Origin of the sequence: Achromobacter sp. MFA1 R4, from assembly GCF_900156745.1 — a bacterium.
Taxonomy (GTDB): Bacteria; Pseudomonadota; Gammaproteobacteria; order Burkholderiales; family Burkholderiaceae_B; genus Achromobacter.
The window spans coordinates 2,042,717-2,065,192 of the sequence record NZ_LT707065.1 but is presented as its reverse complement, the minus strand read 5'-3'; the positions used below and the strand labels follow the sequence as shown (position 1 = coordinate 2,065,192).

The window sequence follows — 22,476 nt, the reverse complement described above, 5'->3', positions numbered from 1 at the left end:
TCCGGGTCAGCTTTCTGCGAAACCTTCTGACAGACAGAATTCGGAAAAGCCCACCATTTCAGCAAGTTTTCCCTGTCTTGTCAAACAGTTAAGCCCGGGCCTCGTAGACACTCATGGCCCTCCCTGTGGATAACCCCAGCCCAGGCAAGGTAGAATCGAGGTTTGAATAAGAGCGACATGAAAGAATTCTGGCAGACCTGCGTCAGTCGTCTTGAGCAGGAACTCCCCCCCCAACAAATCAGCGCGTGGATACGACCGCTGGTCCCGCTTGCGTACGACGAAACGCAGGCGGTGCTGCGTGTTGCCGCGCCCAACCGCTTCAAGCTGGACTGGGTGCGCAAGAACTTTTCCCACCAGATCGAAGCGTTGGCCGCGGAGTGGTTCAAGCGTCCGGTCCAGGTGCTGTTCGAGCTGCCCTCCCACGGCGCCGCGCCCCGCATGCCGGTCGCGCCCGTGCGATCGCAGCAGCCCCAGCCCACGCACCTGTCCGCCGCACCGCCCTCGGGCGCAGCGCCGCCCGTGAACGTCACGGTGACGACCGCTCCGCCCCCGCCGGCGACGACCGTCGCGGCGCAGGCCGTGAATGCGGATGCCGCCAACATCGTGTACGAGCGTTCGCGCCTGAATACCGACCTCACGTTCGAGAACTTCGTGACCGGCAAGGCCAACCAGCTCGCGCGCGCCGCGGCGCTGCAGGTGGCCGAGAACCCGGGCACCTCGTACAACCCGTTGTTCCTGTACGGGGGCGTGGGCCTGGGCAAGACCCACCTGATTCACGCCATCGGCAACGCCATGGTCGCGGCGGGCACCGGGGTGCGCGTGCGTTACGTGCATGCCGACCAATACGTGTCCGACGTGGTCAAGGCGTACCAGCGCAAGGCATTCGACGATTTCAAGCGCTACTACCATTCGCTGGACCTGCTGCTGATCGACGACATCCAGTTCTTCTCCGGCAAGAACCGCACGCAGGAAGAATTCTTCTATGCGTTCGAGGCGATGGTCGCGCAGCGCAAGCAGATCATCATCACCAGCGATACGTACCCGAAGGAACTGTCGGGCATCGACAGCCGCCTGATCTCGCGTTTCGACTCCGGCCTGACGGTGGCCATCGAGCCGCCGGAGCTGGAGATGCGTGTGGCGATCCTGCTGCGCAAGGCCGAATCCGAAGGCGTGCCCATGCCCGAGGAAGTGGCGTTCTTCATCGCCAAGCACCTGCGCAGCAACGTGCGCGAACTGGAAGGCGCGCTGCGCAAGGTCCTGGCCTACGCGCGCTTCCATGGCCGCGACGTGCTGACGGTGGATGTCTGCAAGGAAGCGCTGAAGGACCTCTTGTCGGTGTCCAACGGACAGATCACCGTGGAAAACATCCAGAAGACGGTCGCGGACTTCTACAAGATCAAGGTCGCGGACATGTATTCGAAACGCCGGCCGGCCAATATCGCCTTGCCGCGCCAGGTCGCGATGTACCTGGCCAAGGAGCTGACCCAGAAAAGCCTGCCGGAAATCGGCGATTTATTCGGCGGCCGTGATCACACCACGGTGCTGCACGCCGTTCGCAAGATTTCCGATGCCCGCGCCAAGCAAGCGGAGCTCAACCATACCCTGCACGTGTTGGAACAAACTCTAAAAGGATGAACATGCAACTCGTACAAACCACACGCGATGCATTGCTGAAACCGCTGTCGACTGTGGCGGGCATCGTCGAAAGACGCCATACCCTGCCCATTCTTGCGAACATCCTGATGCGCAAGGAAGGCAACAAGGTTGCCTTCATTGCGACCGACCTGGAAGTGCAGATCACCACGCACGCCGACTTTGGCGTCGGCCAGGACAACGAGTCCACCACGGTGGCCGCGCGCAAGCTGCTGGACATCCTGAAGGCGCTGCCTGACACGGGCGACGTGCGCCTGGCCCTGGCAAGCAACAAGCTGTCGGTGCAATCCGCCAAGAGCCGCTTTGCGCTGCAGACGCTGGCCGCCAGCGAGTTCCCCACCGTCGCTCAGCCCGAGCAGTGGGACGTCTCGCTGACCATGCCGCAGCGCACCCTGCGTCACCTCTTCAACATGGTGCATTTCGCCATGGCCCAGCAGGACATCCGCTACTACCTGAACGGCATGCTGCTGGTGTTCGAACCGGGCCGCGTGCGCGCCGTCGCCACCGATGGCCACCGTCTGGCGCACTGCTCCACCGAAGCCGACGGCATCGCCGAGCGCCACGAAGTCATCGTGCCGCGCAAGACCGTGCTGGAAATGCAGCGCCTGCTGGAAGACTCCGACGAGACCGTCTCCATCGACGTGGCGCCGGGCCAGATCCGTTTCCGTTTCGGCGACGTCGAGCTGGTGTCCAAGCTGGTCGAAGGCAAGTTCCCCGATTTCACGCGCGTGATTCCCACGAACTACACGCGCCACTTCCTGGTCGGCCGCGAAGCGCTCCAGGGCAGCCTGCAGCGCGCCGCCATCCTGACCACTGACAAGTTCAAGGGCGTGCGCCTGCAACTGGCGCAGAACCAGATGAAGATCTCGTCTTCCAACGCCGAGCAGGAAGAGGCGCAGGAAGAAATCGACATCGACTACAGCCATGAAGCGCTGGACGTGGGCTTTAACGTCGGCTACCTGCTCGACGTGCTGTCCAACGTGAAGGTCGACAACATCCAGTGGTCGGTGATGCCCGACGCCAATGCGTCGGCGCTCATCACGCTGCCCGAAGACGACCAGTTCAAGTACGTCGTCATGCCCATGCGGATCTGATCCGCTCCCCACTCGTGGGTTTGTGCCGCTTGCGGACCGGACGGTTCGCGGGCGGTCCGGCCGCAAGGCCGTTCTTTAAAGCGTTATCGATACAGACATGTCAGATCAGCAGAACACCACTCCCGAGACCAGCGGCTACGGCGCTGACTCGATCAAGATGCTCAAGGGGCTGGAGGCCGTGCGCAAGCGCCCCGGCATGTACATCGGCGACACGTCCGACGGCACGGGTTTGCACCACATGGTGTTCGAAGTTGTCGATAACGCCATCGACGAAGCCCTGGCCGGCTACTGCGACGACATCGTCGTCACCATCCACACCGACAATTCCATTTCGGTCACGGACAACGGCCGCGGTATCCCCACCGATATCCACAAGGACGACGAATTCCACCGCAGCGCGGCGGAAATCGTCATGACCGAACTGCATGCGGGCGGCAAGTTCGACCAGAACTCGTACAAGGTGTCCGGCGGCCTGCACGGCGTGGGCGTGTCCTGCGTGAACGCGCTGTCCGAATGGCTGCGGCTGACCATCCGCCGCAACGGCCAGGTGCACCAGATGGAATTCCGCCAGGGCGAGCGCGTCGCGCCCCTGGCCGTGACCGGCACGACCGACAAGCGCGGCACCGAAGTGCGCTTCCTGGCCGACCCGATCATCTTCAACAACATCGAATACCACTACGAGATCCTCTCCAAGCGCCTGCGCGAGCTCTCGTTCCTGAACAACGGCGTCAAGATCCGCCTGATCGACCAGCGCCAGGGCAAGGAAGAGAACTTTGCCTTCTCGGGCGGCGTGAAGGGCTTTGTCGAATACATCAACCGCGCCAAGACCGTGCTGCACCCGAACGTGTTCTCGGTGTCCACCGAGTCCTCGGCCGGCGGCGTGTCGGTGGGCGTGGAAGTGGCGATGCAGTGGAACGACAGCTACAGCGAAAGCGTGCTGTGCTTCACCAACAACATCCCGCAGCGTGACGGCGGTTCGCACCTGACCGGCCTGCGCGCCGCGATGACGCGCATCATCAACAAGTACATCACGGACAACGAACTGGCCAAGAAGGCCAAGGTCGAGACGTCCGGCGACGACATGCGCGAAGGCCTGGCCTGCGTGCTGTCGGTGAAGGTGCCCGAGCCCAAGTTCAGCAGCCAGACCAAGGACAAGCTGGTGTCCAGCGAAGTGCGTCCGGCCGTCGAAGAGGCCGTGGCCCGCACGCTGGAAACCTGGCTGCTCGAACATCCCAACGACGCCAAGGCCCTGTGCAACAAGATCGTCGAAGCCGCCCGTGCCCGCGAAGCCGCGCGCAAGGCGCGCGAAATGACGCGCCGCAAGAGCGTGCTGGAAGGCGCCGGCCTGCCCGGCAAGCTGGCGGACTGCCAGGAAAAGGATCCGGCCCTGTGCGAGCTGTACATCGTCGAGGGCGACTCGGCAGGCGGCTCGGCCAAGCAGGGCCGCGACCGCAAGTTCCAGGCCATTCTGCCGCTGCGCGGCAAGGTGCTGAACGTCGAGAAGGCGCGCTTTGACCGCCTGATCGCCAGCGAGCAGATCGCCACGCTGATCACGGCGCTGGGCACCAGCATCGGCCCGGATTTCAACGTGGAAAAGCTGCGCTACCACCGCCTCATCATCATGACCGACGCGGACGTCGACGGCGCGCACATCCGCACCCTGCTGCTGACGCTGCTGTACCGCCAGATGCCCGAGCTGGTGCAGCGCGGCTACGTGTACATCGCCCAGCCGCCGCTCTACAAGGTCAAGGTCGGCCGCGAAGAGCGCTACCTGAAGGATGACCAGGAAGAAGCGCAGTTCATGCTGTCGCTGGCCCTGAAAGACGCCGAGATCATCTCGGGCGGCAACATCATCCGCGGCGAAGAACTCAACGACCTGGCCCGCCAGTACGTGGCGGCTGATGGCGTGATTGCCCGCCTGTCGCGCGTGTTCGACGTGGCTGCCCTGTCGGCCATGGCCGAAGGCGTCGAGATCAACCTGGAAACGGCCGAGACCGCCGCCGAGTCCGCGCGCCGCCTCACCGACGCCATGCGCGATCCGATCAGCGGCAACGGCGTCGAAGTCGTTCCGCAGTTCGACGAGACCACCGAGCGCCATCGCCTGTCCGTGCAGCGCATGCACCATGGCAACGTGCGCGTCAGCATCATCGACGCGGACTTCGTGAATGGCTCGGACTACGCCATCCTGGCCAAGGCGGCCAAGAGCTTCTCGGGCAAGGTCGGCTCGGGGTCGCTGGTGGCCCGCGGCGAAGGCGACAAGCGCAAGGAACAGCCGGTGTCCGACTTCCGCGAGGCCATGCAATGGCTGCGCAGCGAAGCCGAACGCAGCATTTCCAAGCAGCGCTACAAGGGCCTGGGCGAAATGAACCCGGACCAGCTGTGGGAAACCACGATGGACCCGAAGGTGCGCCGCCTGCTGCGCGTGCAGATCGAGGACGCCATCGCGGCCGACGAGGTCTTCACGACGCTGATGGGCGACGACGTGGAACCGCGCCGCAACTTCATCGAAACGCACGCGCTGTCGGCAGGCAATATCGACGCTTGATCGCAAGCCGTGTGCACCGCAAAGGCCAGCCCATCGGGCTGGCCTTTTGTTTTGCGAAGCGCGCCGCGGCGGTCTACCGCGGCGGGCGCGCCTTCAAATCCCCCATCTCTTCCAGCATGAGCTGGTGCGCGTAGCGCGAGAAGACGCTGACCAGGCGCGTACGCGTGTGGTACGGCGGATACAGCAGCGCCACCGTGACCGGCACCGCCGGGCTGAACGGCCGGACCTCGACGCCGTTGGCCTCGTATTCCTCGCGCGCGGCCAGCGGGTTGATCAGCGCCACGCCCAGGCCCGCGCCCACCAGCCCGCAGACTGACGAACCCAGCCCGGCTTCGGCCACGGTGCGGCGCTCGACCTTGGCGGACTTGAAGACGGCGTCGATGCGCTCGCGCAGCGGCGTGCCGCTGGGAAAGTCCACGAAGGGCTCGCCCGCGAAGTCGGCCGGCTTGAGCTTTCTCAGTTTGGTCAGGCGGTGTCCGCGCGGCAGCACCGCCACGCAGCTCATCGTGAGGACGGGTTCGACCTGGATGCCGGGGGTCTCCCCCGAGAGCATCGCCAGCCCGGTGTCGCAGAATCCCGAGCTGATCCAGTGGTGGACCGTGCTGGCGTTGCCGGAGTGGATCGCCACCATGACGTCCGGGTACTCCGTCTTGAAGGCCGCGACGATGCGCGCCAGCAGGCCCCCGGCCAGCCGGGGCATGGCCGCCACGCTCAGGCGGCTGGCGCTGAACGAGCGGATGCTGGCGGCGGCCGATTCCAGTCCGGCCAGCCCGATGAAGGCCTTTTCCACCTCCTGGAAGAAGCGCGATCCGTCCTGCGTGGGGCTCAGGCGGCTGCCATTGCGGTCGAACAAGGGAAACTGGGTGATGGCTTCCAATTGCGCAATTAAGCGGCTAACGTGCGGCTGCGAGGTGTGCACTCGCCGGGCCGCTGCCGTCATGGAACCGGTCATCATGACGGCGCGGAACGCCTCAATGTGCCGCAAGCCCATCCGGGGAATAGCCATATCAAATCCGTATAGAGGAATTCCTGATTGGAACTGGATAAAACCATACTGCTAGTTGATACTTTTTGCCAGCCGCGGGGCTCATCGCGGGACGCGGCGGGTTTCAGCCAGGCTGGATCCGCCGATCGTGAACATAATCATGCGCCGCATGCACGGCGCCAAGGGAATCAGATGAAAGCACTTGCCGCGATCTCCGTCGCCACCGCCCTCCTGGGCGGCGCCGCGACGGCTCATGCCGAAGCCCCCAGCCGCCTGGACAAGATCCGGGAGACCGGCGTCATCACGCTTGGCCACCCCGAGACGTCGGTGCCGTTTGCGTACCTGGACGGCAACCAGAAGCCGATCGGCTACACGGTGGAGATCTGCCAGGAAGTCGCCAAGTACGTGCAGCAGGCGCTGAAGCTGCCCAAGCTCGAGGTCCGCTACAACCCGACGACGTCGGCCACGCGCATCCCGCTGCTGGCCAACGGCACCATCGACCTGGAATGCGGCAACACCACCAACAACGAAGCGCGCCACAAGCTGGTGTCTTTCGCGCCCACGACCTTCGTGGCGCAGGTGGTGCTGGTGGCGCGCAAGGACGGCGGCGTGAACCCCAACGACCTGACCTCGTTCCGCGGCAAGACCATCGCGGCGCAGGCGGGCGGCCAGACGTTCAAGCTGATCTCGCAGCTCAATGCGCAGGGCAACCTGGGCATTTCCATGGCGCCCACCAAGGACACCGCCGAGACCATCCTGATGGTGGAATCGGGCCGCGCCGCGGGCTCGGCCAACGATGACGGCATCGCCTACGGCGCCGTGGCGTCGTCCAAGAACCCGGATGCCTTCGTGATCGGCACCAAGGGCCTGGAAATGGCGCCCTACGGCATCATGCAGCCCAAGGACGACCCGAAGTTCAAGAAGGTCATCGATGACGCGGTGCTGGACCTCATCAAGACCGGCAAGGTCGCCGCGCTGTACGACAAGTACTTCAACTCGCCGATCCCGCCCAAGCAGATCAACCTGAAGTACCCCATGAGCGACGCCCTGAAGCGCGCCCTGGCCAATCCGACCGACTCGGGCGATCCCAAGGCCTACGAGTAAGCAGTCGAGCGCGGGACGCAGCGCGTCCCGCGCCGCGAAACGCGGGCAAGGACGCTGGCTTCGGCCGGCGTCGCGATCAAGGGCGAGGGCATGAATTACAACTGGAGCTGGAGCGTATTCCTGGAGATGTCGCCAGACGGCGTGCATACCTTCCTGGAGACGATCCTGATCGGCGTGGGCTGGACGCTCGCGCTGGCACTGACGGCATGGGTCTTCTCGCTGTTGCTGGGGTCTTGCCTGGGCGTGATGCGCACGGCGAGTTCGCGCGTCATGAACATCGTCGGCACGAGCTATGTGGAGCTCTTTCGCAACATCCCGCTGCTGGTGCAGATGTTTCTCTGGTACTTCGTCCTGCCGGAGCTGCTGCCGCATGCCTGGGGCCTGGCGATGAAGCAGATGCCGCAGCCGTGGGGGCAGTTCCTGCCCGCCGTGCTGTGCCTGGGTTTCTATGGATCGGCGCGCGTGGCCGAGCAATTGCGGGCGGGCATCCAGTCGCTGCCGCGCGGCCAGTTCCAGGCCGGCACCGCGCTCGGGCTGACCGAGGCGCAGGTTTACCGCTACGTCATCCTGCCCGAGGCCTACCGCATCGTCCTGCCGCCGCTGACGTCGGAGTTCATGGGCACGATCAAGTATTCGTCGGTGGCGCTCACCATCGGCCTGCTGGAACTGACCGGACAGGCGCGATCCATGGCGGAATTCAGCTTCCACATCTTCGAGGCCTTTTCCGCCGCGACGGTGATCTACCTCATCATCAACGGCATCGTCGTGCTGGGCATGCGCACGCTGGAACGCCGCGTCGCGGTGCCGGGCCTGATCGGATCGGCGTCGCGTAGCGCCCCTGCCGGATCGGGGCGCTGACATGGGCCAATTCGATTTCGACGTCATCCGCGGCGCGCTGCCGTATCTGTTCCAGACCGGCATGACGTTCACGCTGACGCTGACCGTGCTGGCGGCGGTGATGGGGCTGGCGCTGGGCACGCTGCTGGCAATGATGCGGCTGTCGCGGTTCAAGTTGCTGTCGGTGCCGGCGGGCATCTACGTGAACGTGATGCGGTCGATCCCGCTGCTGCTGGTGATCTTCTGGTTCTACTTCCTGATGCCCTACATCGCCGCGTGGATCGTGGGGTCGCCCACGCCCTTGCGCGTGGGCGCGTTCAACTCGGCGGTGATCACCTTCACGCTGTTCGAGGCCGCGTACTTCTGCGAGATCATGCGCGCCGGCATCCAGTCGATCGCGCGCGGCCAGGTATCGGCCAGCATGGCGCTGGGGCTGAATCATTGGCAGGGCATGCGCTACGTGGTGCTGCCGCAGGCGCTGCGCAACATGGTGCCGGCGCTGCTGACGCGCGTCATCATCCTGTTCCAGGACACCTCGCTGGTCTACGTGCTGTCGCTGACCGACTTCCTGGGCGCGGCGTCCAAGATCGGCCAGCGCGACGGACGGCTGGTGGAACTTTATCTCTTCGTGGCGGTGGTGTATTTCGTGATTTGCTTCACGGCATCGCGTCTGGTCAAGCAGCTCGAAAAGCGCACGCGGGTGCTGCGCTGATCCGCGCGTGGCGACTCACACGTTATCCACAGGTTCAATGATGCAACGTTCTTCCAATCCCCCGATGATCGAGATCCGGCAGGTCAGCAAGTGGTATGGCGATTTCCAGGTGCTGGACGATTGCAGCACCACGGTGGGCCGCGGCGAGGTCGTGGTGGTGTGCGGTCCGTCCGGGTCCGGCAAGTCGACGCTGATCAAGACGGTGAATGCCCTGGAGCCCTTCCAGAAAGGCGAGATCGTGGTCAATGGCGTGTCGGTGGGCGATCCGCGCACCGACCTGCCCAAGCTGCGCGCGGTGGCCGGCATGGTGTTCCAGCACTTCGAGCTGTTCCCGCACCTGTCGGTGACCGAGAATCTGTGCCTGGGCCAGGTCAAGGTGCTCAAGCGCGGCAAGGACGAAGCGCGCCAGCGCGCCCTTGCCCTGCTCGAACGCGTGGGCCTGTCGGCGCACAAGGACAAGCACCCCGGCGAACTGTCCGGCGGCCAGCAGCAGCGCGTGGCGATTGCCCGCGCGCTGTCGATGGATCCGGTGGTGATGCTGTTCGATGAGCCCACGTCGGCCCTGGACCCCGAGATGGTCAACGAGGTGCTGGACGTGATGACGGACCTGGCCGGCGAAGGCATGACGATGATGGTGGTGACCCACGAGATGGGGTTTGCGCGCCGCGTCGCCGACCGTGTGATCTTCATGGACGGCGGCAAGATCGTCGAGGACTGCCAGAAGGAGCAGTTCTTCGGCAACGTCGAGGAGCGTGCCCCGCGCACGCGCCAGTTTCTTTCCAAAATTCTGCAGCATTGATAGCCATGACCCAGCGGAACCCCGCCGACCCTCCCCCTCCCTCCGTCGTCGACCTGCGCAGCGATACGGTCACCCATCCCACCGCGGCGATGTACGAGCGCATGCGCACGGCCCCGATCGGCGACGACGGGCTGGATGGCGACCCCACGGTGCGCGAGCTGGAAGCCTGCGTGGCGGCCAGCCTGGGCAAAGAGGCGGGCCTGTTCGTGCCGAGCTGCACGATGGCCAACCTGCTGGCCGTGCTGGCGCAGACGCAGCGCAGCGAGCAGGTGGTGCTGGAATCGACCGCGCACATGTACACGTCCGAACGGGGGGCGGCCACGTTCACGGGCCTGTTCTACCAGGGCGTGTCCGGCAGCGCCGGCGCGATGGACCTGAATCGTCTCGAAGAGGCGCTGCTGGCCGGCGGGCACCGGCTCAAGACGTCGCTGGTTGCGATGGAGACGTCGCACAACAACGCGGGCGGCACGGTGCTGCCGCTGGATCACATGCAGGCCGTGCATGGCATGGCGCAGGCGGCCGGGGTGCCGGTGCACCTGGACGGCGCGCGCCTGTTCAACGCGGCCGTGGCCCTGGGCGTGCCGGCCGCCGACATCACCCGCCATGCGGACACCGTGGCGCTGTGCCTGTCCAAGGGCCTGAGCGCGCCGGTGGGGGCGGTGCTGGCGGGCAGCCAGCCGGTGGTGGTCAAGGCGCGCACGCTGCGCCGCATGCTGGGCGGCACGCAGCGGCAGTCGGGCATCATGGCGGCCGCCGGCCTGGAAGGCGTGCAGCATATGGCGGCGCGCCTGGGCGAGGACCACGTGCGGGCGCGGCGCCTGAGCGACGGCGTCAACGGTCTGGCGCCGGCGTTGTCGGCGACGGTGCCGCAAACCAACATCGTGCAGGTCGAAACCGGCGAGACCGGCATGACCAACGCACAGTGGGTCGCGGCCCTGCAGGCCCGGGGCGTGCTGACGCGTCCGTGGGGTCGCACGCGGCTGCGCTGCGTGACGCATCGTCATATCGGCGACCAGGACATCGACGCCGCGATCGCGGCGTTTGCAGGGGTGCTGGACGCGCGCTGATTTCAGCCGGTTTTGAGGTGGGCGATGCGATAATCGCGCGATGTCCACCACCCAACTTTCCCGAAAAGACTATTTCTGCGCCCTGGCGGTGGTGGTCATCTGGGGCCTGAATTTCGTCGTCATGAAGGTCGGCATGCGGGGCTTGTCCCCCATGATGCTGGGCGCGCTGCGATTCGCGCTGGCGGCCTTCCCGCTCATTCTCTTCGTGCGCATGCCGCGATTGCCGTGGCAGTGGGTCGCGGCCTATGGCCTGGTCCAGGGACTGGGGCAGTTCGGCCTGCTCTTTACCGCGCTCAAGTTCGGCATGCCGGCGGGCATGGCTTCGCTGGTCATCCAGACGCAGGCTTTCTTCACGCTGTTGCTGGCGGCGCCGGTCCTGCACGAGCGTGCGCGCCGCCACCACTGGCTCGGCCTGGGCGTGGCCGCGGTGGGGCTGGCGGTCATTGCCGGGGGGCGCGGCGACGGGCCTGGGCAGATGGCGATGCTGGGCTTTGTCCTGACCCTGGGCGCCGCCCTCATGTGGGCGGTGTCGAATCTGATCGTGCGGCTGGCCAGCCGCAAGGCGCCCGGCTACGACCCGTTCGCGTTCATCGCCTGGAGCAGCGCCGCCCCGGTGCTGCCCTTCCTGGCGCTGGCCATCCTGATCGACGGCTGGGAGCCGGTGGTGGGCATGGTGACCGGCATGGGCTGGGGCGAGGCGCTGTCGGTGCTCTACCTGGCGGTGCTGGCGACGCTGCTTGCCTATACCCTGTGGACGCGGCTGCTGTCGCGCCACCCCGCGGCCAAGGTCGCGCCGTTCTCGCTGCTGGTTCCGGTGGTGGGATTGTGGGCCGCGTCGATGGCGTTCGGCGAACGGCTGCAGCCCCTGCAATGGCTGGGCGCCGCGTGCGTCCTGTCGGGGCTGGTCATCAACCAGGTCGGCGGACGCTGGGTGCGCTCGAACTAGGTCCGGCCAACCGATCGTAGGCGGCGTCCTCGTCCTGTCGGATTACGTCAAGCCGCCTAGGGCCGACGGCGTCAAAGCTGCTCGAAGCGGATGTAACGCTTATCGGTGTACTCCCGGCGCGTGATGATCTCCTGGACGGATGCGCCGGGCGGTCCGCGCCGCAACCATTCCAGCATGTGATCGACCTGGTCGGGCGTGCCCTGCACCAGCGCCTGCACCGTGCCGTCGAGCATGTTTTGCACCCAACCCGTCGCGCCCAGCATGTGCGCGCGCCGCACCGTGGCATGACGGTATCCCACGCCCTGCACCGTGCCGCTGACGGTGACGTGGACGGTTTCGATATGGGTATCGGCCTTAGGGTCTTGCATGGGTTTTTCCTTCGGATGATGCGCCGCCATGCGCGGGAAGCGTAGGCGTAAACGGCTACAGCGGATGGTCTATAGGCCCGTGGGGCTTCGAAGCGATACGTTAGAGCACATGTCAAAACGTGCCAGCCAAGAAATACCCATTATCAAGAGCTTGGAGAAGCCATTATGGAAGAGACCAGTTTGTTGTCGGAAGCCGAGACAGCGCTCTACAGGGAGCAGGGTTACCTCGCCCTGAAGGACGTGTGCCCGCAGGATGAGGTCGGCTACATCCGCCGGACGCTGCTGGACTTGTTCGCGAACAAGACGGGTTACAACGAGGGCGCGCAGTACGACTTTGTGAGCCGTGACGACCCCACCAAGCCCGCCAAGTTTCCGAGCCTGCATGATCCGCGCCATTATGCCCCGGGCCTGCTCAAGACGGTTTACCACGAACGCACGCTCGAGCTCGCGCGTCAGCTTCTTGGACCGCAGGCCGCCCTGTATGGCGAACACGCGCTGCTCAAGCCCGGCCCGCACGGACCCGAAACGCCCTGGCACCAGGACGAGGCGTTCCGCTCGCCGGATTTCGTCTACAACGAGCTGAGCATCTGGCTGGCGCTGCAGCCCGCCACGGTGGAGAACGGCTGCATGCAGTTCCTGCCGGGCTCGAACAAGTGGGACGTGCTGGAGCACCGCTCGCCGGGCGGCGACAAGAGCCTGCACCCGCTGGAATGCTGCGGTGACTTTCCGCGCGAGCAGGCGGTGGCCGAGCCCCTGGATCCGGGCGGCATCACGGTGCACGACGCGCGCACGCTGCACTTCACCGGGCCGAACACGTCGCAGTCGCCGCGGCTGGCGTACATCCTCATCTACAACACGCCGCCGGTGTACAAGCCCGGACGCCGGGAATTCCCGTGGCTGGAAGGCCGCTGGACCGACAGCCAGACGCGCAAGAAGCAATGGCACAAGCGCGGCGGACTGGCGGTGGACGTGATGCGCCGACTGCCGGGCGCGCGTTTGACCAGCCCGCGCTGGGTGGCGTGGGCGACCATACGCGCGGTCAGCAAAGTGTGGCCGCGCTAGGGCTGGGCGTGCAGGGGCCGTAGAGCCTTTGCGCAGGGGGGCGAACGGGGCCGGCAAGCGACGCTTGCCGGCCTCGGCGCGTATACTGGGCGGCGCCGCGCGGGGATGAACCTGGCGCGACGGCCCGGCAGCCCAAGGCTGGCGGCCAGCAGCAAGAAAAACGAGTCGCAGCTGGCGCACCCCTATCACTCCACAGACCTCTCCATGACCGCTAACCTTTCTACGATCACCTGCATCGAAGATTTGCGCGTTGTTGCGCAGAAGCGCGTGCCGCGCATGTTCTATGACTACGCCGATTCCGGCGCCTGGACCGAAGGCACCTATCGCGCGAACGAAAGCGACTTCCAGAAGATCAAGCTGCGCCAGCGCGTGGCGGTGAACATGGAAGGCCGGTCGCTGCGCACCACCATGGTGGGGCAGGACGTGGTCATGCCGCTGGCGATTTCGCCCACGGGCCTGACCGGCATGCAGCACGCCGACGGCGAGATCCTCGCGGCCAAGGCGGCGGCCGACTTCGGCGTGCCGTTCACGCTGTCCACCATGAGCATCTGCTCGCTGGAAGACGTGGCCCAGGCCACGAAGAAGCCCTTCTGGTTCCAGCTCTACGTGATGCGCGACCGCGAATTCGTGGCCAACCTGATCGACCGCGCCAAGGCGGCCGGCTGCTCGGCGCTGGTCCTGACGCTGGATTTGCAAATCCTCGGCCAGCGCCACAAGGACATCAAGAACGGGCTGTCCACCCCGCCCAAGCCCACGCTGCGCAACCTGATCAACCTGGCGACCAAGCCGCGCTGGTGCATGGGCATGCTGGGCACCAAGCGCCGCACCTTCGGCAACATCGTTGGCCACGCCAAGGGCGTGAGCGACCTGTCGTCGCTGTCGTCCTGGACCGCCGAACAGTTCGATCCCCGCCTGAGCTGGGACGACGTGGAATGGATCAAGCAGCGCTGGGGCGGCAAGCTCATCATCAAGGGCATTCTTGACGTCGAAGACGCGCAGCTTGCGGCCAACAGCGGCGCGGACGCGCTCATCGTCAGCAACCACGGCGGACGCCAGCTCGACGGCGCCATGTCCTCGATCGCGGCCCTGCCCGGCATTGCGGATGCGGTGGGCTCCAAGATCGAAGTGTGGATGGACGGCGGCATCCGCTCCGGCCAGGACATCCTGAAGGCGGTGGCGCTGGGCGCGCGCGGAACCATGATCGGCCGTGCCTTCCTGTACGGCCTGGGCGCCTACGGCCAGGCCGGCGTGACCCGCGTGCTGGAGATCCTGTACAAGGAAATGGACACGACCATGGCGCTGTGCGGCCGTCGCTCGATCGAGCCCGGCGACCGCAGCATCCTGCTGCCGGGCACGTATCCGACCTGAGCGCCCGCGCGCAGGCACGAAGGGAACAAGGCACGAAGGCCCGGGCAAGCGCTGCCCGGGCCTTTTCGTTTCTACGGGCGACGTGCCGGTCTATGCCCCGTTGCCGGTGCCCAGGAACTGGCTGGGCCGGCGCAGGGCCGGGTCGAAGGGGTTGATCTGCGCGCCCACCGCATCGGCCTCGCGCCGCAGCATTTCCAGGATCAGCGGCAGCCGCTCGTCGCTGATGCGTTCGATGGGCGCCGCCACGCTCAGCGCCGCCACCGTGACGCCGTTGGGGTCGTAGACCGGCACCGCCAGCCCCGCGATGTTGGGAAACACGCCCTGGCCCTGGCTGCGCGCATAGCGGCGTTCCAGGCATTCCTTGATGCGCACGCGCATCGAGATCTCGTCCACGAAGCCCAGATGATGCAGGCGCGGGATGTTGAAGCGGATGACCTCTTCGCGCTCGGCTTCCGGCAGGCTGGCCAGCAGCACCAGGCCGCCCTGCCCCATGCCCAGCGGCACGCGGCCGCCGATGTCGCCTGTGTGCGAGCGCACCGGGAATGCGCCATCCACGCGATCGACGCAGACGGCGTCAAAGCCGCTGCGGACCAGCAGGAAGATGGTGTCGTTGAGCATGCCCGACAGGCGCAGCATGGCCGGCCGGTACAGGCTGCGCAGGCTGGACTGGTGATTGCCGGCGGCGGCGGCCAGCGAGAAAAAGGCGACGCTCAACTGGTATCCCTTGCTTTGCGCCGGCTGCTCCACCACGCCTTCCTGCATCAGGCCCTGCAGCACCCGGTGCACCGTGGCCTGCGCCTGTCCCGTGCGGGCGGCGATATCGGTCAGGCGCAGTTTTTCTCCCTTGGCGTCGGCCAGCACGCGCAGCACGGCGAACGCCCGCTGCAACACCCCCTGGCCTGCGGAATCGTCCGGCGTTTCTGATTTCTTCATTTTGATATTCCGGCAAATAAAATAGTCAGACGTATTTTTATCAAAAAATTCAGTCTAACGGAAATAACAGATAGAAAATTCGATTCTTCGGAAAACCCTAATTGCCCTGTGTTTTGGCGCCTCCTAGACTGCGTCATCAGATAAGCAGCCTGGGCGGTCATTGAAGCCCGCCGGGCGGCGCAAGGCCCGAAGGGGCCACGGGGTTTGAAAAATGGCATTTCTGCGGCTGGACAACGTCTCCAAGAACTACGGCAATCTTCGGGTCGTCTCGGACCTGAGCCTGGCGGTCGAAAAGGGCGAGTTCGTCTCCCTGCTCGGCCCCTCGGGCTGCGGCAAGACCACCACGCTGCAGATGATCGCGGGCTTTGCCGAGGTGACCTGCGGGTCCATCACGCTGGACGGACGCGACATCACGCACGCCAAACCGAACACGCGTGGCCTGGGCATCGTGTTCCAGAGCTATGCGCTGTTTCCGCACCTGACCGTGGCGGACAACGTCGCCTTCGGCCTGAAGATGCGCAAGGTCGAGCGCGCGGAGCGCCAGGACCGCGTGCGCGAGGCGCTGGCGCTGGTCAAGCTGGACAAGCACGCCGACCGCTTCCCGCGGGAGCTGTCGGGCGGCCAGCGGCAGCGCGTGGCGCTGGCCCGCGCGCTGGTGATCCGCCCGCCCGTGCTGCTGCTGGACGAGCCGCTGTCCAACCTGGACGCCAAGCTGCGCGAAGAAATGCAGTTTGAGCTGCGCAGCATCCAGCGCAAGATCGGCACCACCACGGTCATGGTCACGCACGACCAGGCCGAGGCCCTGTCCATCAGCGACCGCGTCGTCGTCATGCAGGACGGCCGGGCCACGCAGGTGGATCCGCCCTATCGCATGTACGAGCATCCGCAGACCGAGTTCATCTCGCGCTTCGTGGGCAAGACCAACCTGATGGCGGGCCGCGTCACGCGCTGCGGCGAGCGGGCCGAAGTCCAGGCCGGCGCGCTGCACTTGCTGGTTGACGGCGAAGGCCTGCGCCACGGCGACGACGTGCAGTTGTCGCTGCGGCCGGAAAAACTGGTGCCCGTGCCGGCCGGCCAGGGCAAGCTTGCCTGTGTCGTCAACACGCGCTATTTCCTGGGCAGCCAGTGGATGTACGACCTGGATTCGCCCGTGGGGGCGCTGACCGTCCTCACGCCCAACGACGGCCGCCGCCCGCACGACGACGGCGAGCAGATCGGGCTGGACTGGGCGGACGGCGTGCTGCGCGTCCTGCGCGCGCCCGCTGCGGCCACGGCGGGCTGACATGGCGACCCTGACGCAACGCGGCGCCGCCGCCAGCCTGCCCAAGCCGCGCAACGACGGCCTGCTCGCCATCCTGGGGTCGATCCCCCTGGCCATCGTGTTCCTCACGCTGGTGCTGACCCCGCTGGCGCTCACGTTCGTGCTGTCGTTCCGGCCGTTCGATTACGCCACGGGCATCCTGCCCGGCCACACGTTCGAGCATTACCTGGCGGTGGTCACCGACAGCTACTTCATCGAAATCTTCTGGCGCACCTTCTGGATCGCCGGCGTCACCACGCTGATCTGCGTGCTGATCGGCGCACCGGAAGCCTACATCCTGTCGCGCATGGGCAAACCCTGGCGCTCGATCTTCCTTCTGGTGGTGCTGTCGCCGCTGCTGATTTCGCTGGTGGTGCGCGCGTTCGGGTGGAGCATGCTGCTGGGTCCGGCCGGGCCGATCGGCAAGGCGGCCGCGGCGCTGGGGCTGGGATCGCTGCTGTATACGCCCACCGCCGTCATCATCGGGCTCGTCCACGTCATGTTGCCCTTCATGGTGATTCCCGTGTGGACCTCGCTGCAGAAGCTGGACCCCACCGTCGAACATGCCGCGCTGTCGCTCAACGCCTCGCGCTTCCAGACGCTGACGCGCATCGTCCTGCCGCAGGCCATGCCGGGCATCCTGTCCGGCAGCCTCATCGTGTTCGGCCTGTCGGCCAGTTCCTTCGCCATCCCCGCGCTGCTGGGCGGGCGGCGCCTGAAGATGGTGGCCACGGTCGTGTACGACGAGTTCCTCACGGAGCTCAACTGGCCGCTGGGCGCGGCCATCGCGATCGTGCTGCTGATCGTGAACGTGATCATCATGATGGCGTACAACCGCGTCGTCGAACGTTCTTACCGTCGCAGCCTCGGCTGACCCGCGCAAGGAATCGAAATGCAGAAAAACGGTCCTTTCGCGCTGGCGTTCAACTTCCTGGTGGTGGCGTTCGTGCTGGCGCCGCTGGTCATCGTGTGCCTGGTGGCGTTCACGCCCGAATCGACGCTCACCATGCCCACCACAAGCTTTTCGCTGCGTTGGTTCTACGCGGTGTTCGAGCATCCCAACTTCATGCAGGCGTTCAAGAACAGCCTGTGGCTCGCCTTCCTGTCGGCCAGCATCGCCGTGTGCCTGGCGGTGCCCGCCGCCATCGCCATCACGCGCTATCGCTTCCCCGGCCGCGATGTGCTGAACGGCCTGTTCCTGTCGCCCCTGATGATTCCGCATCTGGTGCTGGGCGTGGCGCTGCTGCGCTTCTTCGCGCTGATGGGCATGGCCGGCAGCTTCCCCTGGCTGGTGGCCAGCCACGTGGTCGTCATCACGCCTTACGTGATGCGTCTGGTGATCGGCGCGCTCGTCGGCTTTGACCGGTCCATCGAGCACGCGGCGCTGTCGCTGGGCGCCAGCCGCGCCAAGGTGTTCTTCCTGGTCACCCTGCCGCTCATCATTCCCGGCGTGTCGGGCGGCTGGCTGCTGGCCTTCATCAACAGCTTCGACGAACTGACCATGTCGGTATTCATCACCGCGCCGTCCACGATCACCCTGCCGGTGCGGATGTACATGTACGCCACGGAATCCATCGACCCGATGATGGCCGCCGTGTCCGCGCTGGTCATCGCGCTGACGGCCGTGACCATGCTGCTGCTGGATCGCGTGTATGGACTGGACCGCGTCCTGGTGGGACAGAAATGAAGTCGCTGCCGACAGCCGTAAAGGAGACGCGGGCAACATGGAAATCCTGAAACGCCTGGCCGAAACCGGCCGCCCCGCCTTGACGTTCACCTTCGACGGACAGGCCTGCACGGCGCTGGCCGGCGACACGGTGCTGACCGCCGTGCTGACGCAGGCCGAGCGCCTGCGCGTGTCGGAATTCGGGGGCGGCCCGCGCGCGGGCTTCTGCATGATGGGCGCCTGCCAGGACTGCTGGGTGCAGCGCGAGGACGGCGAGCGCGTGCGCGCCTGCTCCACCTACATCGAACCCGGCATGCGGCTGCAAAGCGTGGCGGTGGCGCCCGCCGCGGCGCCCGGCGCCCTGTCGTCCGCGGCCTGGCCCGAGGACGACGCGCCATGAGCATCGTGATGCCTGTGATCGTCGGCGCCGGCCCGGCCGGCATCCGCGCGGCCCAGACGCTGGCCGCGCAGGGCCTGCGCCCCGTCATCCTGGACGAAGGGCTGCGGCCCGGCGGCCAGATCTACCGGCATCCGCCGCCAGGCTTCAAGCGGCCCAAATCCGCGCTCTACGGTTTCGAGCACCGCAAGGCCGACGCCGTGCACCGGGTCATGGACGCGCTGCAGGCCCAGGTGGAATGCCGCCCCGGGTGCCTGGTGTGGAACGCCGAAGGCAAGACGCTGGACGTGCTGCGCGATGGGGTCAGCACCTCGGTGCCCTACACCCACCTGATTCTTGCCACCGGCGCCACGGACCGCGTGCTGCCGTTTCCCGGCTGGCTGACGCCGGGCGTCTACACGCTGGGCGGATCGCAGGTCGCGCTCAAGCACCAGGGCTGCGCCATCGGCGAGCGCGTCGCGTTCATGGGCACCGGGCCGCTGCTTTACCTGGTGGCGTACCAGTACGCCAAGGCAGGCGCGAAGGTCGCGGCGGTGCTGGACACGTCGCGCCTTGCCGACCGCGCGGCTGCGTTGCCGGGCATGCTGCGCGCGCCCGCGCTGCTGGCCAAGGGCCTCTACTACATGGCATGGCTGCGCGCGCACGGCGTGCCCCTGCGCAGCGGCGTGCGCCCCGTCGCGGTGACAGGCAAGGACCGCGTTTCGGGCCTTGCGTATCGCCAGGGCGGTCGCACGCACACGGTGGAATGCGACGCGGTCGGCTTCGGCCTGTCGCTGCGATCCGAAACGCAGCTCGCCAGTCTGGTCGGCTGCGAATTCGCCTACGACGAGCGCGACCGCAACTGGGTGCCGCGCCGCGACGCCGCCGGCCGCAGCAGCGTGGCCGGCGTCTATGTGGCCGGAGACGGCGCGGCCATCGGCGGCGCCGACGCGGCCGAACTCGCGGGCGAACGCGCGGCCCTTGCGCTGCTGGAAGACACGGGGCATCCGCACGACACGCGGCGCGCGCGGGCGCTGGAAGCCCGCCTTGCGGCGAACGGCCGCGTGCGCGACGCGCTGGAACGCGCCTTCCCGTTTCCGCAGGACTGGGCCGCGGCCATCGCCGACGACACGGTCGTCTGCCGTTGCGAGGAAGTCACCGCCGGCACCATCCGCCAAGCCGTGCGGGAGAACGGCGTGCGCGAAGTGAACCGCCTGAAGGCGCTGACGCGCGTGGGCATGGGCCGTTGCCAGGGCCGCATGTGCGGCGTCGCGGGGGCCGAGGTCCTGGCGCATGCCGCGGGCTGCGCGCCGCAGGCGGTCGGCCGCCTGCGCAACCAGCCGCCGGTCAAGCCCATCCCCGTCAGCGTGGTGTGCCTGGAACGACCCGGGAAGAAGGCGGCATGATGCAGCGCATCGATACCGAAGTGACCATCATCGGCGGCGGCATCGTCGGCGGCAGTGCCGCGCTCTTCCTGCGGCGCCAGGGCGTGCCCGTGGTGCTGCTGGAGGCCGCGCTGTGCGGCGCCAAGGCCAGCGGCGTGAACTACGGCGGCGTGCGCCGCCAGGGCCGCGGACTGGAACAGATGCCGCTGGCGCGGCGCGCCCACGAATTGTGGGGCAAGCTGCCCGAACTGATCGGCAGCGACGGCGAGTACGTGCGCTCCGGCCACCTCAAGCTGGCCTGCTCCGAATCGGACCTGGCGCTGCTGCACGCGTATCGCGACAGCACGCGCGGCTTCGGGATGGACCTTGAACTCCTGGACCGCCGCGCGCTGGCGCGGCGCTTCGGCTGGCTGGGGCAGGACGTGGTGGGCGGATCATTCTGTCCCGAAGACGGCCACGCCAATCCGCGCCTCGTATCGCCGGCCTTCGCGCGCGCGGCCCGCGCGCTGGGCGCCGACGTGCGCGAAGGCGTGCGCGTCACCTCTGCCGTGCACGACGGTTCGCGCTTCATCGTGCGGGCCGGCGACGCGCTCGAAGTGCGCTCGCGCTTCCTGCTCAATTGCGCGGGGGCCTGGGCCGGCCGCTTTGCCGAAGGCTTTGGCGAGGCCGTCCCCGAGACCGCCATCCACCCCTTGATGATGGTGACCGAGCCCCTGCCGGTATTCATGGACGTGAGCCTGGGCATGCAGGGCGGCGGCATCTACGCGCGCCAGGTCGCGCGCGGCAACTGCGTCATCGGCGGCGGGCGCGGGGTCTCGGTGGGCCCCGACTACGCCCGCCCGGGGCGCGCCAACCTGGGCGCGCTGATGGCCAACGCCGCCAAGCTGCTGCCGGCGCTGCGCGGCGCCCAGGTCATCCGCTTCTGGACCGGCGTCGAAGGCAACATGCCCGACCACAATCCCGTACTGGGCCCGAGCGCCACCGTGCCGGGCCTCTTCCATGCCTTCGGCCTGTCCGGCGCGGGCTTTCAGATCGGCCCCGCCGTGGGCGAAGTGCTGTCCGAGCTGGTCGTGCACGGCCGATCCTCCATTCCTATCGATGCCTTCCGCATTGAACGGTACGCGTCCGCCGCTCACGGCGCCGCGGCCCGGCCTGAGAGTGTTCGTGAGCAAACGCTGGAGTCACCATGATGCACAAGAAACAGGGCGCGCTGCGCCTGACCAAGGGGAAGCGGCTGTTGGGCGCGGCGGTGCTGGCATTGCTGTCTGCCGGGGCCATGGCGCAACAGAAGACGCTGTACGTTGGCATGAACGGCGGCGACATGGAACGCGCCTTCACGCAGCACGTGTTCCCGGACTTCGAAAAAGCCAACAACGTGAAGATCGTCGTGGTGCCCGGCACCTCGACCGACGTGCTGGCCAAGGCGCAGGCCTACAAGGACAACCCGCAGATGCACGTCATGTTCCTGGACGACGGCATCATGGCCCGCGCGATCTCCATGGGCCTGTGCGCGCAGCTCAATGACGACCCCGTCCTCAAAGAGCTGTACCCCACCGCCCTGATGAAAGACCGCATGGCCGCCGGCATCGACATCGGCATGACCGGCCTGGGCTACAACACGCGCCTCTTCCAGAAGAACGGCTGGGCGCCGCCCATCTCGTGGCTGGACCTGGCGGACCCCAAGTACAAGGGCAAGGTCGTGTTCCAGTCCGCGTCGGGCAGCACCTTCGGCCTGCACGGCTTCCTGATGTTCAACCGCATCGAAGGCGGCAACGACCAGAACTACGATCCCGGCTTCAAGAAGTGGCCCTCCACCATCGGCCCCAACGTGCTGGAATACATTCCCAACTCGGCCAAGCTCGCGGAAATGATCCAGTCCGACGAAGCCGCGATCTTCCCGCTCACGCCCACCGCCATCGCGCGCCTCAAGAAGCGCGACATCCCGGTGGAATACGCCCAGCCCAAGGAAGGCTCCGTCATCCTGATGGTCGGCGAATGCGTCATCGCCAAGAACAGCGAGCCGGAGCTGGCGCAGAAACTCGCGCTGTACCTGCTGTCCGCCAAGGCCCAGGCCAAGGCCCTGGAAATGGGCGGACACTTCCCGTCCAACAAGAACGTCCAGGCGCCCGCCAACAACGCCGACGCCCTCAAGCGTTTCCAAGGCTACATGGCGAACGCCAAGATCCTGGATTGGGACCAGATCAACGCGGCCCGGCCGGCCTTCAACGCCCGCTGGAACCGCACGGTCGAACGTTGACGACATTGCGGGCGGCGCA

The 22,476-nt window shown here is 66.6% G+C and carries 21 protein-coding genes; 18 read left to right on the top strand and 3 right to left on the bottom strand.

Features of this window, described 5'->3' with window-relative positions; translation table 11 throughout:
• The first annotated feature begins 177 nt into the window (after window positions 1–177).
• The 3 genes from dnaA to gyrB all read left to right on the top strand — a co-directional run bounded on the left by dnaA (window position 178) and on the right by gyrB (window position 5,292).
• Window positions 178–1,635: a chromosomal replication initiator protein DnaA gene (gene dnaA, locus BXA00_RS09325; protein ID WP_076518251.1), complete on the top strand. Its 1,458-nt coding sequence runs from the start codon at window positions 178–180 to the stop codon at window positions 1,633–1,635.
• A 2-nt stretch (window positions 1,636–1,637) separates the two neighbouring features.
• Window positions 1,638–2,747, top strand: a complete 1,110-nt coding sequence (gene dnaN / locus BXA00_RS09320; protein ID WP_056327779.1) for a DNA polymerase III subunit beta — start codon at window positions 1,638–1,640, stop codon at window positions 2,745–2,747.
• Between the two features lie 97 nt (window positions 2,748–2,844).
• Window positions 2,845–5,292 (top strand): DNA topoisomerase (ATP-hydrolyzing) subunit B, encoded by a 2,448-nt coding sequence (gyrB, locus tag BXA00_RS09315; protein WP_076518248.1) that lies wholly within the window; start codon window positions 2,845–2,847, stop codon window positions 5,290–5,292.
• A 73-nt stretch (window positions 5,293–5,365) separates the two neighbouring features.
• On the opposite strand, the gene BXA00_RS09310 is transcribed toward gyrB, so the two are convergent.
• A complete protein-coding gene (locus BXA00_RS09310; protein WP_076518246.1) occupies window positions 5,366–6,298 on the bottom strand; it encodes a LysR substrate-binding domain-containing protein in 933 nt (310 codons plus the stop codon).
• Window positions 6,299–6,469: 171 nt separating this feature from the next.
• Here BXA00_RS09310 and BXA00_RS09305 point away from each other — a divergent pair, with 171 nt between their 5' ends.
• The 6 genes from BXA00_RS09305 to BXA00_RS09280 all read left to right on the top strand — a co-directional run bounded on the left by BXA00_RS09305 (window position 6,470) and on the right by BXA00_RS09280 (window position 11,742).
• Window positions 6,470–7,381, top strand: a complete 912-nt coding sequence (locus BXA00_RS09305; protein ID WP_076518243.1) for an amino acid ABC transporter substrate-binding protein — start codon at window positions 6,470–6,472, stop codon at window positions 7,379–7,381.
• A gap of 90 nt (window positions 7,382–7,471) precedes the next feature.
• A complete protein-coding gene (locus tag BXA00_RS09300) occupies window positions 7,472–8,239 on the top strand; it encodes an amino acid ABC transporter permease (protein WP_076518240.1) in 768 nt (255 codons plus the stop codon).
• A 1-nt stretch (window position 8,240) separates the two neighbouring features.
• Window positions 8,241–8,930, top strand: a complete 690-nt coding sequence (locus tag BXA00_RS09295; protein ID WP_076518237.1) for an amino acid ABC transporter permease — start codon at window positions 8,241–8,243, stop codon at window positions 8,928–8,930.
• Window positions 8,931–8,994: 64 nt separating this feature from the next.
• Entirely contained in the window at window positions 8,995–9,729 is a 735-nt protein-coding gene (locus tag BXA00_RS09290) for an amino acid ABC transporter ATP-binding protein (protein ID WP_076518234.1), read from the top strand.
• Between the two features lie 5 nt (window positions 9,730–9,734).
• The gene (locus BXA00_RS09285; RefSeq protein ID WP_076518231.1) at window positions 9,735–10,796 is read left to right on the top strand and encodes a low specificity L-threonine aldolase; all 1,062 of its coding nucleotides are present in this window, start codon (window positions 9,735–9,737) and stop codon (window positions 10,794–10,796) included.
• Window positions 10,797–10,836: 40 nt separating this feature from the next.
• Entirely contained in the window at window positions 10,837–11,742 is a 906-nt protein-coding gene (locus BXA00_RS09280) for an EamA family transporter (protein ID WP_076518229.1), read from the top strand.
• Between the two features lie 71 nt (window positions 11,743–11,813).
• On the opposite strand, the gene BXA00_RS09275 is transcribed toward BXA00_RS09280, so the two are convergent.
• Window positions 11,814–12,110, bottom strand: a complete 297-nt coding sequence (locus tag BXA00_RS09275) for an acylphosphatase (RefSeq protein ID WP_076518226.1) — start codon at window positions 12,108–12,110, stop codon at window positions 11,814–11,816.
• Window positions 12,111–12,275: 165 nt separating this feature from the next.
• On the opposite strand from BXA00_RS09275, the gene BXA00_RS09270 reads away from it, so the two are divergent.
• On the top strand, window positions 12,276–13,172 hold the full coding sequence (locus tag BXA00_RS09270; protein ID WP_076518224.1) for a phytanoyl-CoA dioxygenase family protein: 897 nt from the start codon (window positions 12,276–12,278) through the stop codon (window positions 13,170–13,172).
• Window positions 13,173–13,376: 204 nt separating this feature from the next.
• A complete protein-coding gene (locus BXA00_RS09265) occupies window positions 13,377–14,540 on the top strand; it encodes an alpha-hydroxy acid oxidase (protein ID WP_076521877.1) in 1,164 nt (387 codons plus the stop codon).
• A 90-nt stretch (window positions 14,541–14,630) separates the two neighbouring features.
• Here BXA00_RS09265 and BXA00_RS09260 read toward each other — a convergent pair whose 3' ends face one another.
• Window positions 14,631–15,473: an IclR family transcriptional regulator gene (locus tag BXA00_RS09260; RefSeq protein WP_076518222.1), complete on the bottom strand. Its 843-nt coding sequence runs from the start codon at window positions 15,471–15,473 to the stop codon at window positions 14,631–14,633.
• A 211-nt stretch (window positions 15,474–15,684) separates the two neighbouring features.
• Here BXA00_RS09260 and BXA00_RS09255 point away from each other — a divergent pair, with 211 nt between their 5' ends.
• The 7 genes from BXA00_RS09255 to BXA00_RS09225 are packed head-to-tail and all read left to right on the top strand — an operon-like array spanning window position 15,685 to window position 22,457.
• On the top strand, window positions 15,685–16,755 hold the full coding sequence (locus tag BXA00_RS09255) for an ABC transporter ATP-binding protein (protein ID WP_076518220.1): 1,071 nt from the start codon (window positions 15,685–15,687) through the stop codon (window positions 16,753–16,755).
• 1 nt (window position 16,756) lies between these two features.
• The gene (locus BXA00_RS09250; RefSeq protein WP_076518219.1) at window positions 16,757–17,647 is read left to right on the top strand and encodes an ABC transporter permease; all 891 of its coding nucleotides are present in this window, start codon (window positions 16,757–16,759) and stop codon (window positions 17,645–17,647) included.
• Between the two features lie 18 nt (window positions 17,648–17,665).
• Entirely contained in the window at window positions 17,666–18,460 is a 795-nt protein-coding gene (locus BXA00_RS09245; RefSeq protein ID WP_076518217.1) for an ABC transporter permease, read from the top strand.
• A 37-nt stretch (window positions 18,461–18,497) separates the two neighbouring features.
• Window positions 18,498–18,839 (top strand): (2Fe-2S)-binding protein, encoded by a 342-nt coding sequence (locus BXA00_RS09240; protein ID WP_076518215.1) that lies wholly within the window; start codon window positions 18,498–18,500, stop codon window positions 18,837–18,839.
• Window positions 18,836–20,221, top strand: a complete 1,386-nt coding sequence (locus BXA00_RS09235) for an NAD(P)/FAD-dependent oxidoreductase (RefSeq protein WP_076518213.1) — start codon at window positions 18,836–18,838, stop codon at window positions 20,219–20,221. The genes BXA00_RS09240 and BXA00_RS09235 overlap by 4 nt, the downstream gene beginning before the upstream one ends.
• Window positions 20,218–21,390: an FAD-binding oxidoreductase gene (locus BXA00_RS09230; protein ID WP_076518211.1), complete on the top strand. Its 1,173-nt coding sequence runs from the start codon at window positions 20,218–20,220 to the stop codon at window positions 21,388–21,390. The genes BXA00_RS09235 and BXA00_RS09230 overlap by 4 nt, the downstream gene beginning before the upstream one ends.
• Complete coding sequence (locus BXA00_RS09225) at window positions 21,387–22,457, top strand: ABC transporter substrate-binding protein (protein ID WP_172805868.1); 1,071 nt, start codon at window positions 21,387–21,389, stop codon at window positions 22,455–22,457. Before BXA00_RS09230 ends, BXA00_RS09225 begins: the two co-directional genes overlap by 4 nt.
• The last annotated feature ends 19 nt before the right edge of the window (window positions 22,458–22,476 follow it).

Coding starts and splice junctions, on each gene's coding strand:
- dnaA (WP_076518251.1), top strand. CDS start 178: ATGAAAGAATTCTGGCAGACCTGCGTCAGTCGTCTTGAGCAGGAACTC.
- dnaN (WP_056327779.1), top strand. CDS start 1,638: ATGCAACTCGTACAAACCACACGCGATGCATTGCTGAAACCGCTGTCG.
- gyrB (WP_076518248.1), top strand. CDS start 2,845: ATGTCAGATCAGCAGAACACCACTCCCGAGACCAGCGGCTACGGCGCT.
- BXA00_RS09310 (WP_076518246.1), bottom strand. CDS start 6,298: ATGGCTATTCCCCGGATGGGCTTGCGGCACATTGAGGCGTTCCGCGCC.
- BXA00_RS09305 (WP_076518243.1), top strand. CDS start 6,470: ATGAAAGCACTTGCCGCGATCTCCGTCGCCACCGCCCTCCTGGGCGGC.
- BXA00_RS09300 (WP_076518240.1), top strand. CDS start 7,472: ATGAATTACAACTGGAGCTGGAGCGTATTCCTGGAGATGTCGCCAGAC.
- BXA00_RS09295 (WP_076518237.1), top strand. CDS start 8,241: ATGGGCCAATTCGATTTCGACGTCATCCGCGGCGCGCTGCCGTATCTG.
- BXA00_RS09290 (WP_076518234.1), top strand. CDS start 8,995: ATGATCGAGATCCGGCAGGTCAGCAAGTGGTATGGCGATTTCCAGGTG.
- BXA00_RS09285 (WP_076518231.1), top strand. CDS start 9,735: ATGACCCAGCGGAACCCCGCCGACCCTCCCCCTCCCTCCGTCGTCGAC.
- BXA00_RS09280 (WP_076518229.1), top strand. CDS start 10,837: ATGTCCACCACCCAACTTTCCCGAAAAGACTATTTCTGCGCCCTGGCG.
- BXA00_RS09275 (WP_076518226.1), bottom strand. CDS start 12,110: ATGCAAGACCCTAAGGCCGATACCCATATCGAAACCGTCCACGTCACC.
- BXA00_RS09270 (WP_076518224.1), top strand. CDS start 12,276: ATGGAAGAGACCAGTTTGTTGTCGGAAGCCGAGACAGCGCTCTACAGG.
- BXA00_RS09265 (WP_076521877.1), top strand. CDS start 13,377: ATGACCGCTAACCTTTCTACGATCACCTGCATCGAAGATTTGCGCGTT.
- BXA00_RS09260 (WP_076518222.1), bottom strand. CDS start 15,473: ATGAAGAAATCAGAAACGCCGGACGATTCCGCAGGCCAGGGGGTGTTG.
- BXA00_RS09255 (WP_076518220.1), top strand. CDS start 15,685: ATGGCATTTCTGCGGCTGGACAACGTCTCCAAGAACTACGGCAATCTT.
- BXA00_RS09250 (WP_076518219.1), top strand. CDS start 16,757: ATGGCGACCCTGACGCAACGCGGCGCCGCCGCCAGCCTGCCCAAGCCG.
- BXA00_RS09245 (WP_076518217.1), top strand. CDS start 17,666: ATGCAGAAAAACGGTCCTTTCGCGCTGGCGTTCAACTTCCTGGTGGTG.
- BXA00_RS09240 (WP_076518215.1), top strand. CDS start 18,498: ATGGAAATCCTGAAACGCCTGGCCGAAACCGGCCGCCCCGCCTTGACG.
- BXA00_RS09235 (WP_076518213.1), top strand. CDS start 18,836: ATGAGCATCGTGATGCCTGTGATCGTCGGCGCCGGCCCGGCCGGCATC.
- BXA00_RS09230 (WP_076518211.1), top strand. CDS start 20,218: ATGATGCAGCGCATCGATACCGAAGTGACCATCATCGGCGGCGGCATC.
- BXA00_RS09225 (WP_172805868.1), top strand. CDS start 21,387: ATGATGCACAAGAAACAGGGCGCGCTGCGCCTGACCAAGGGGAAGCGG.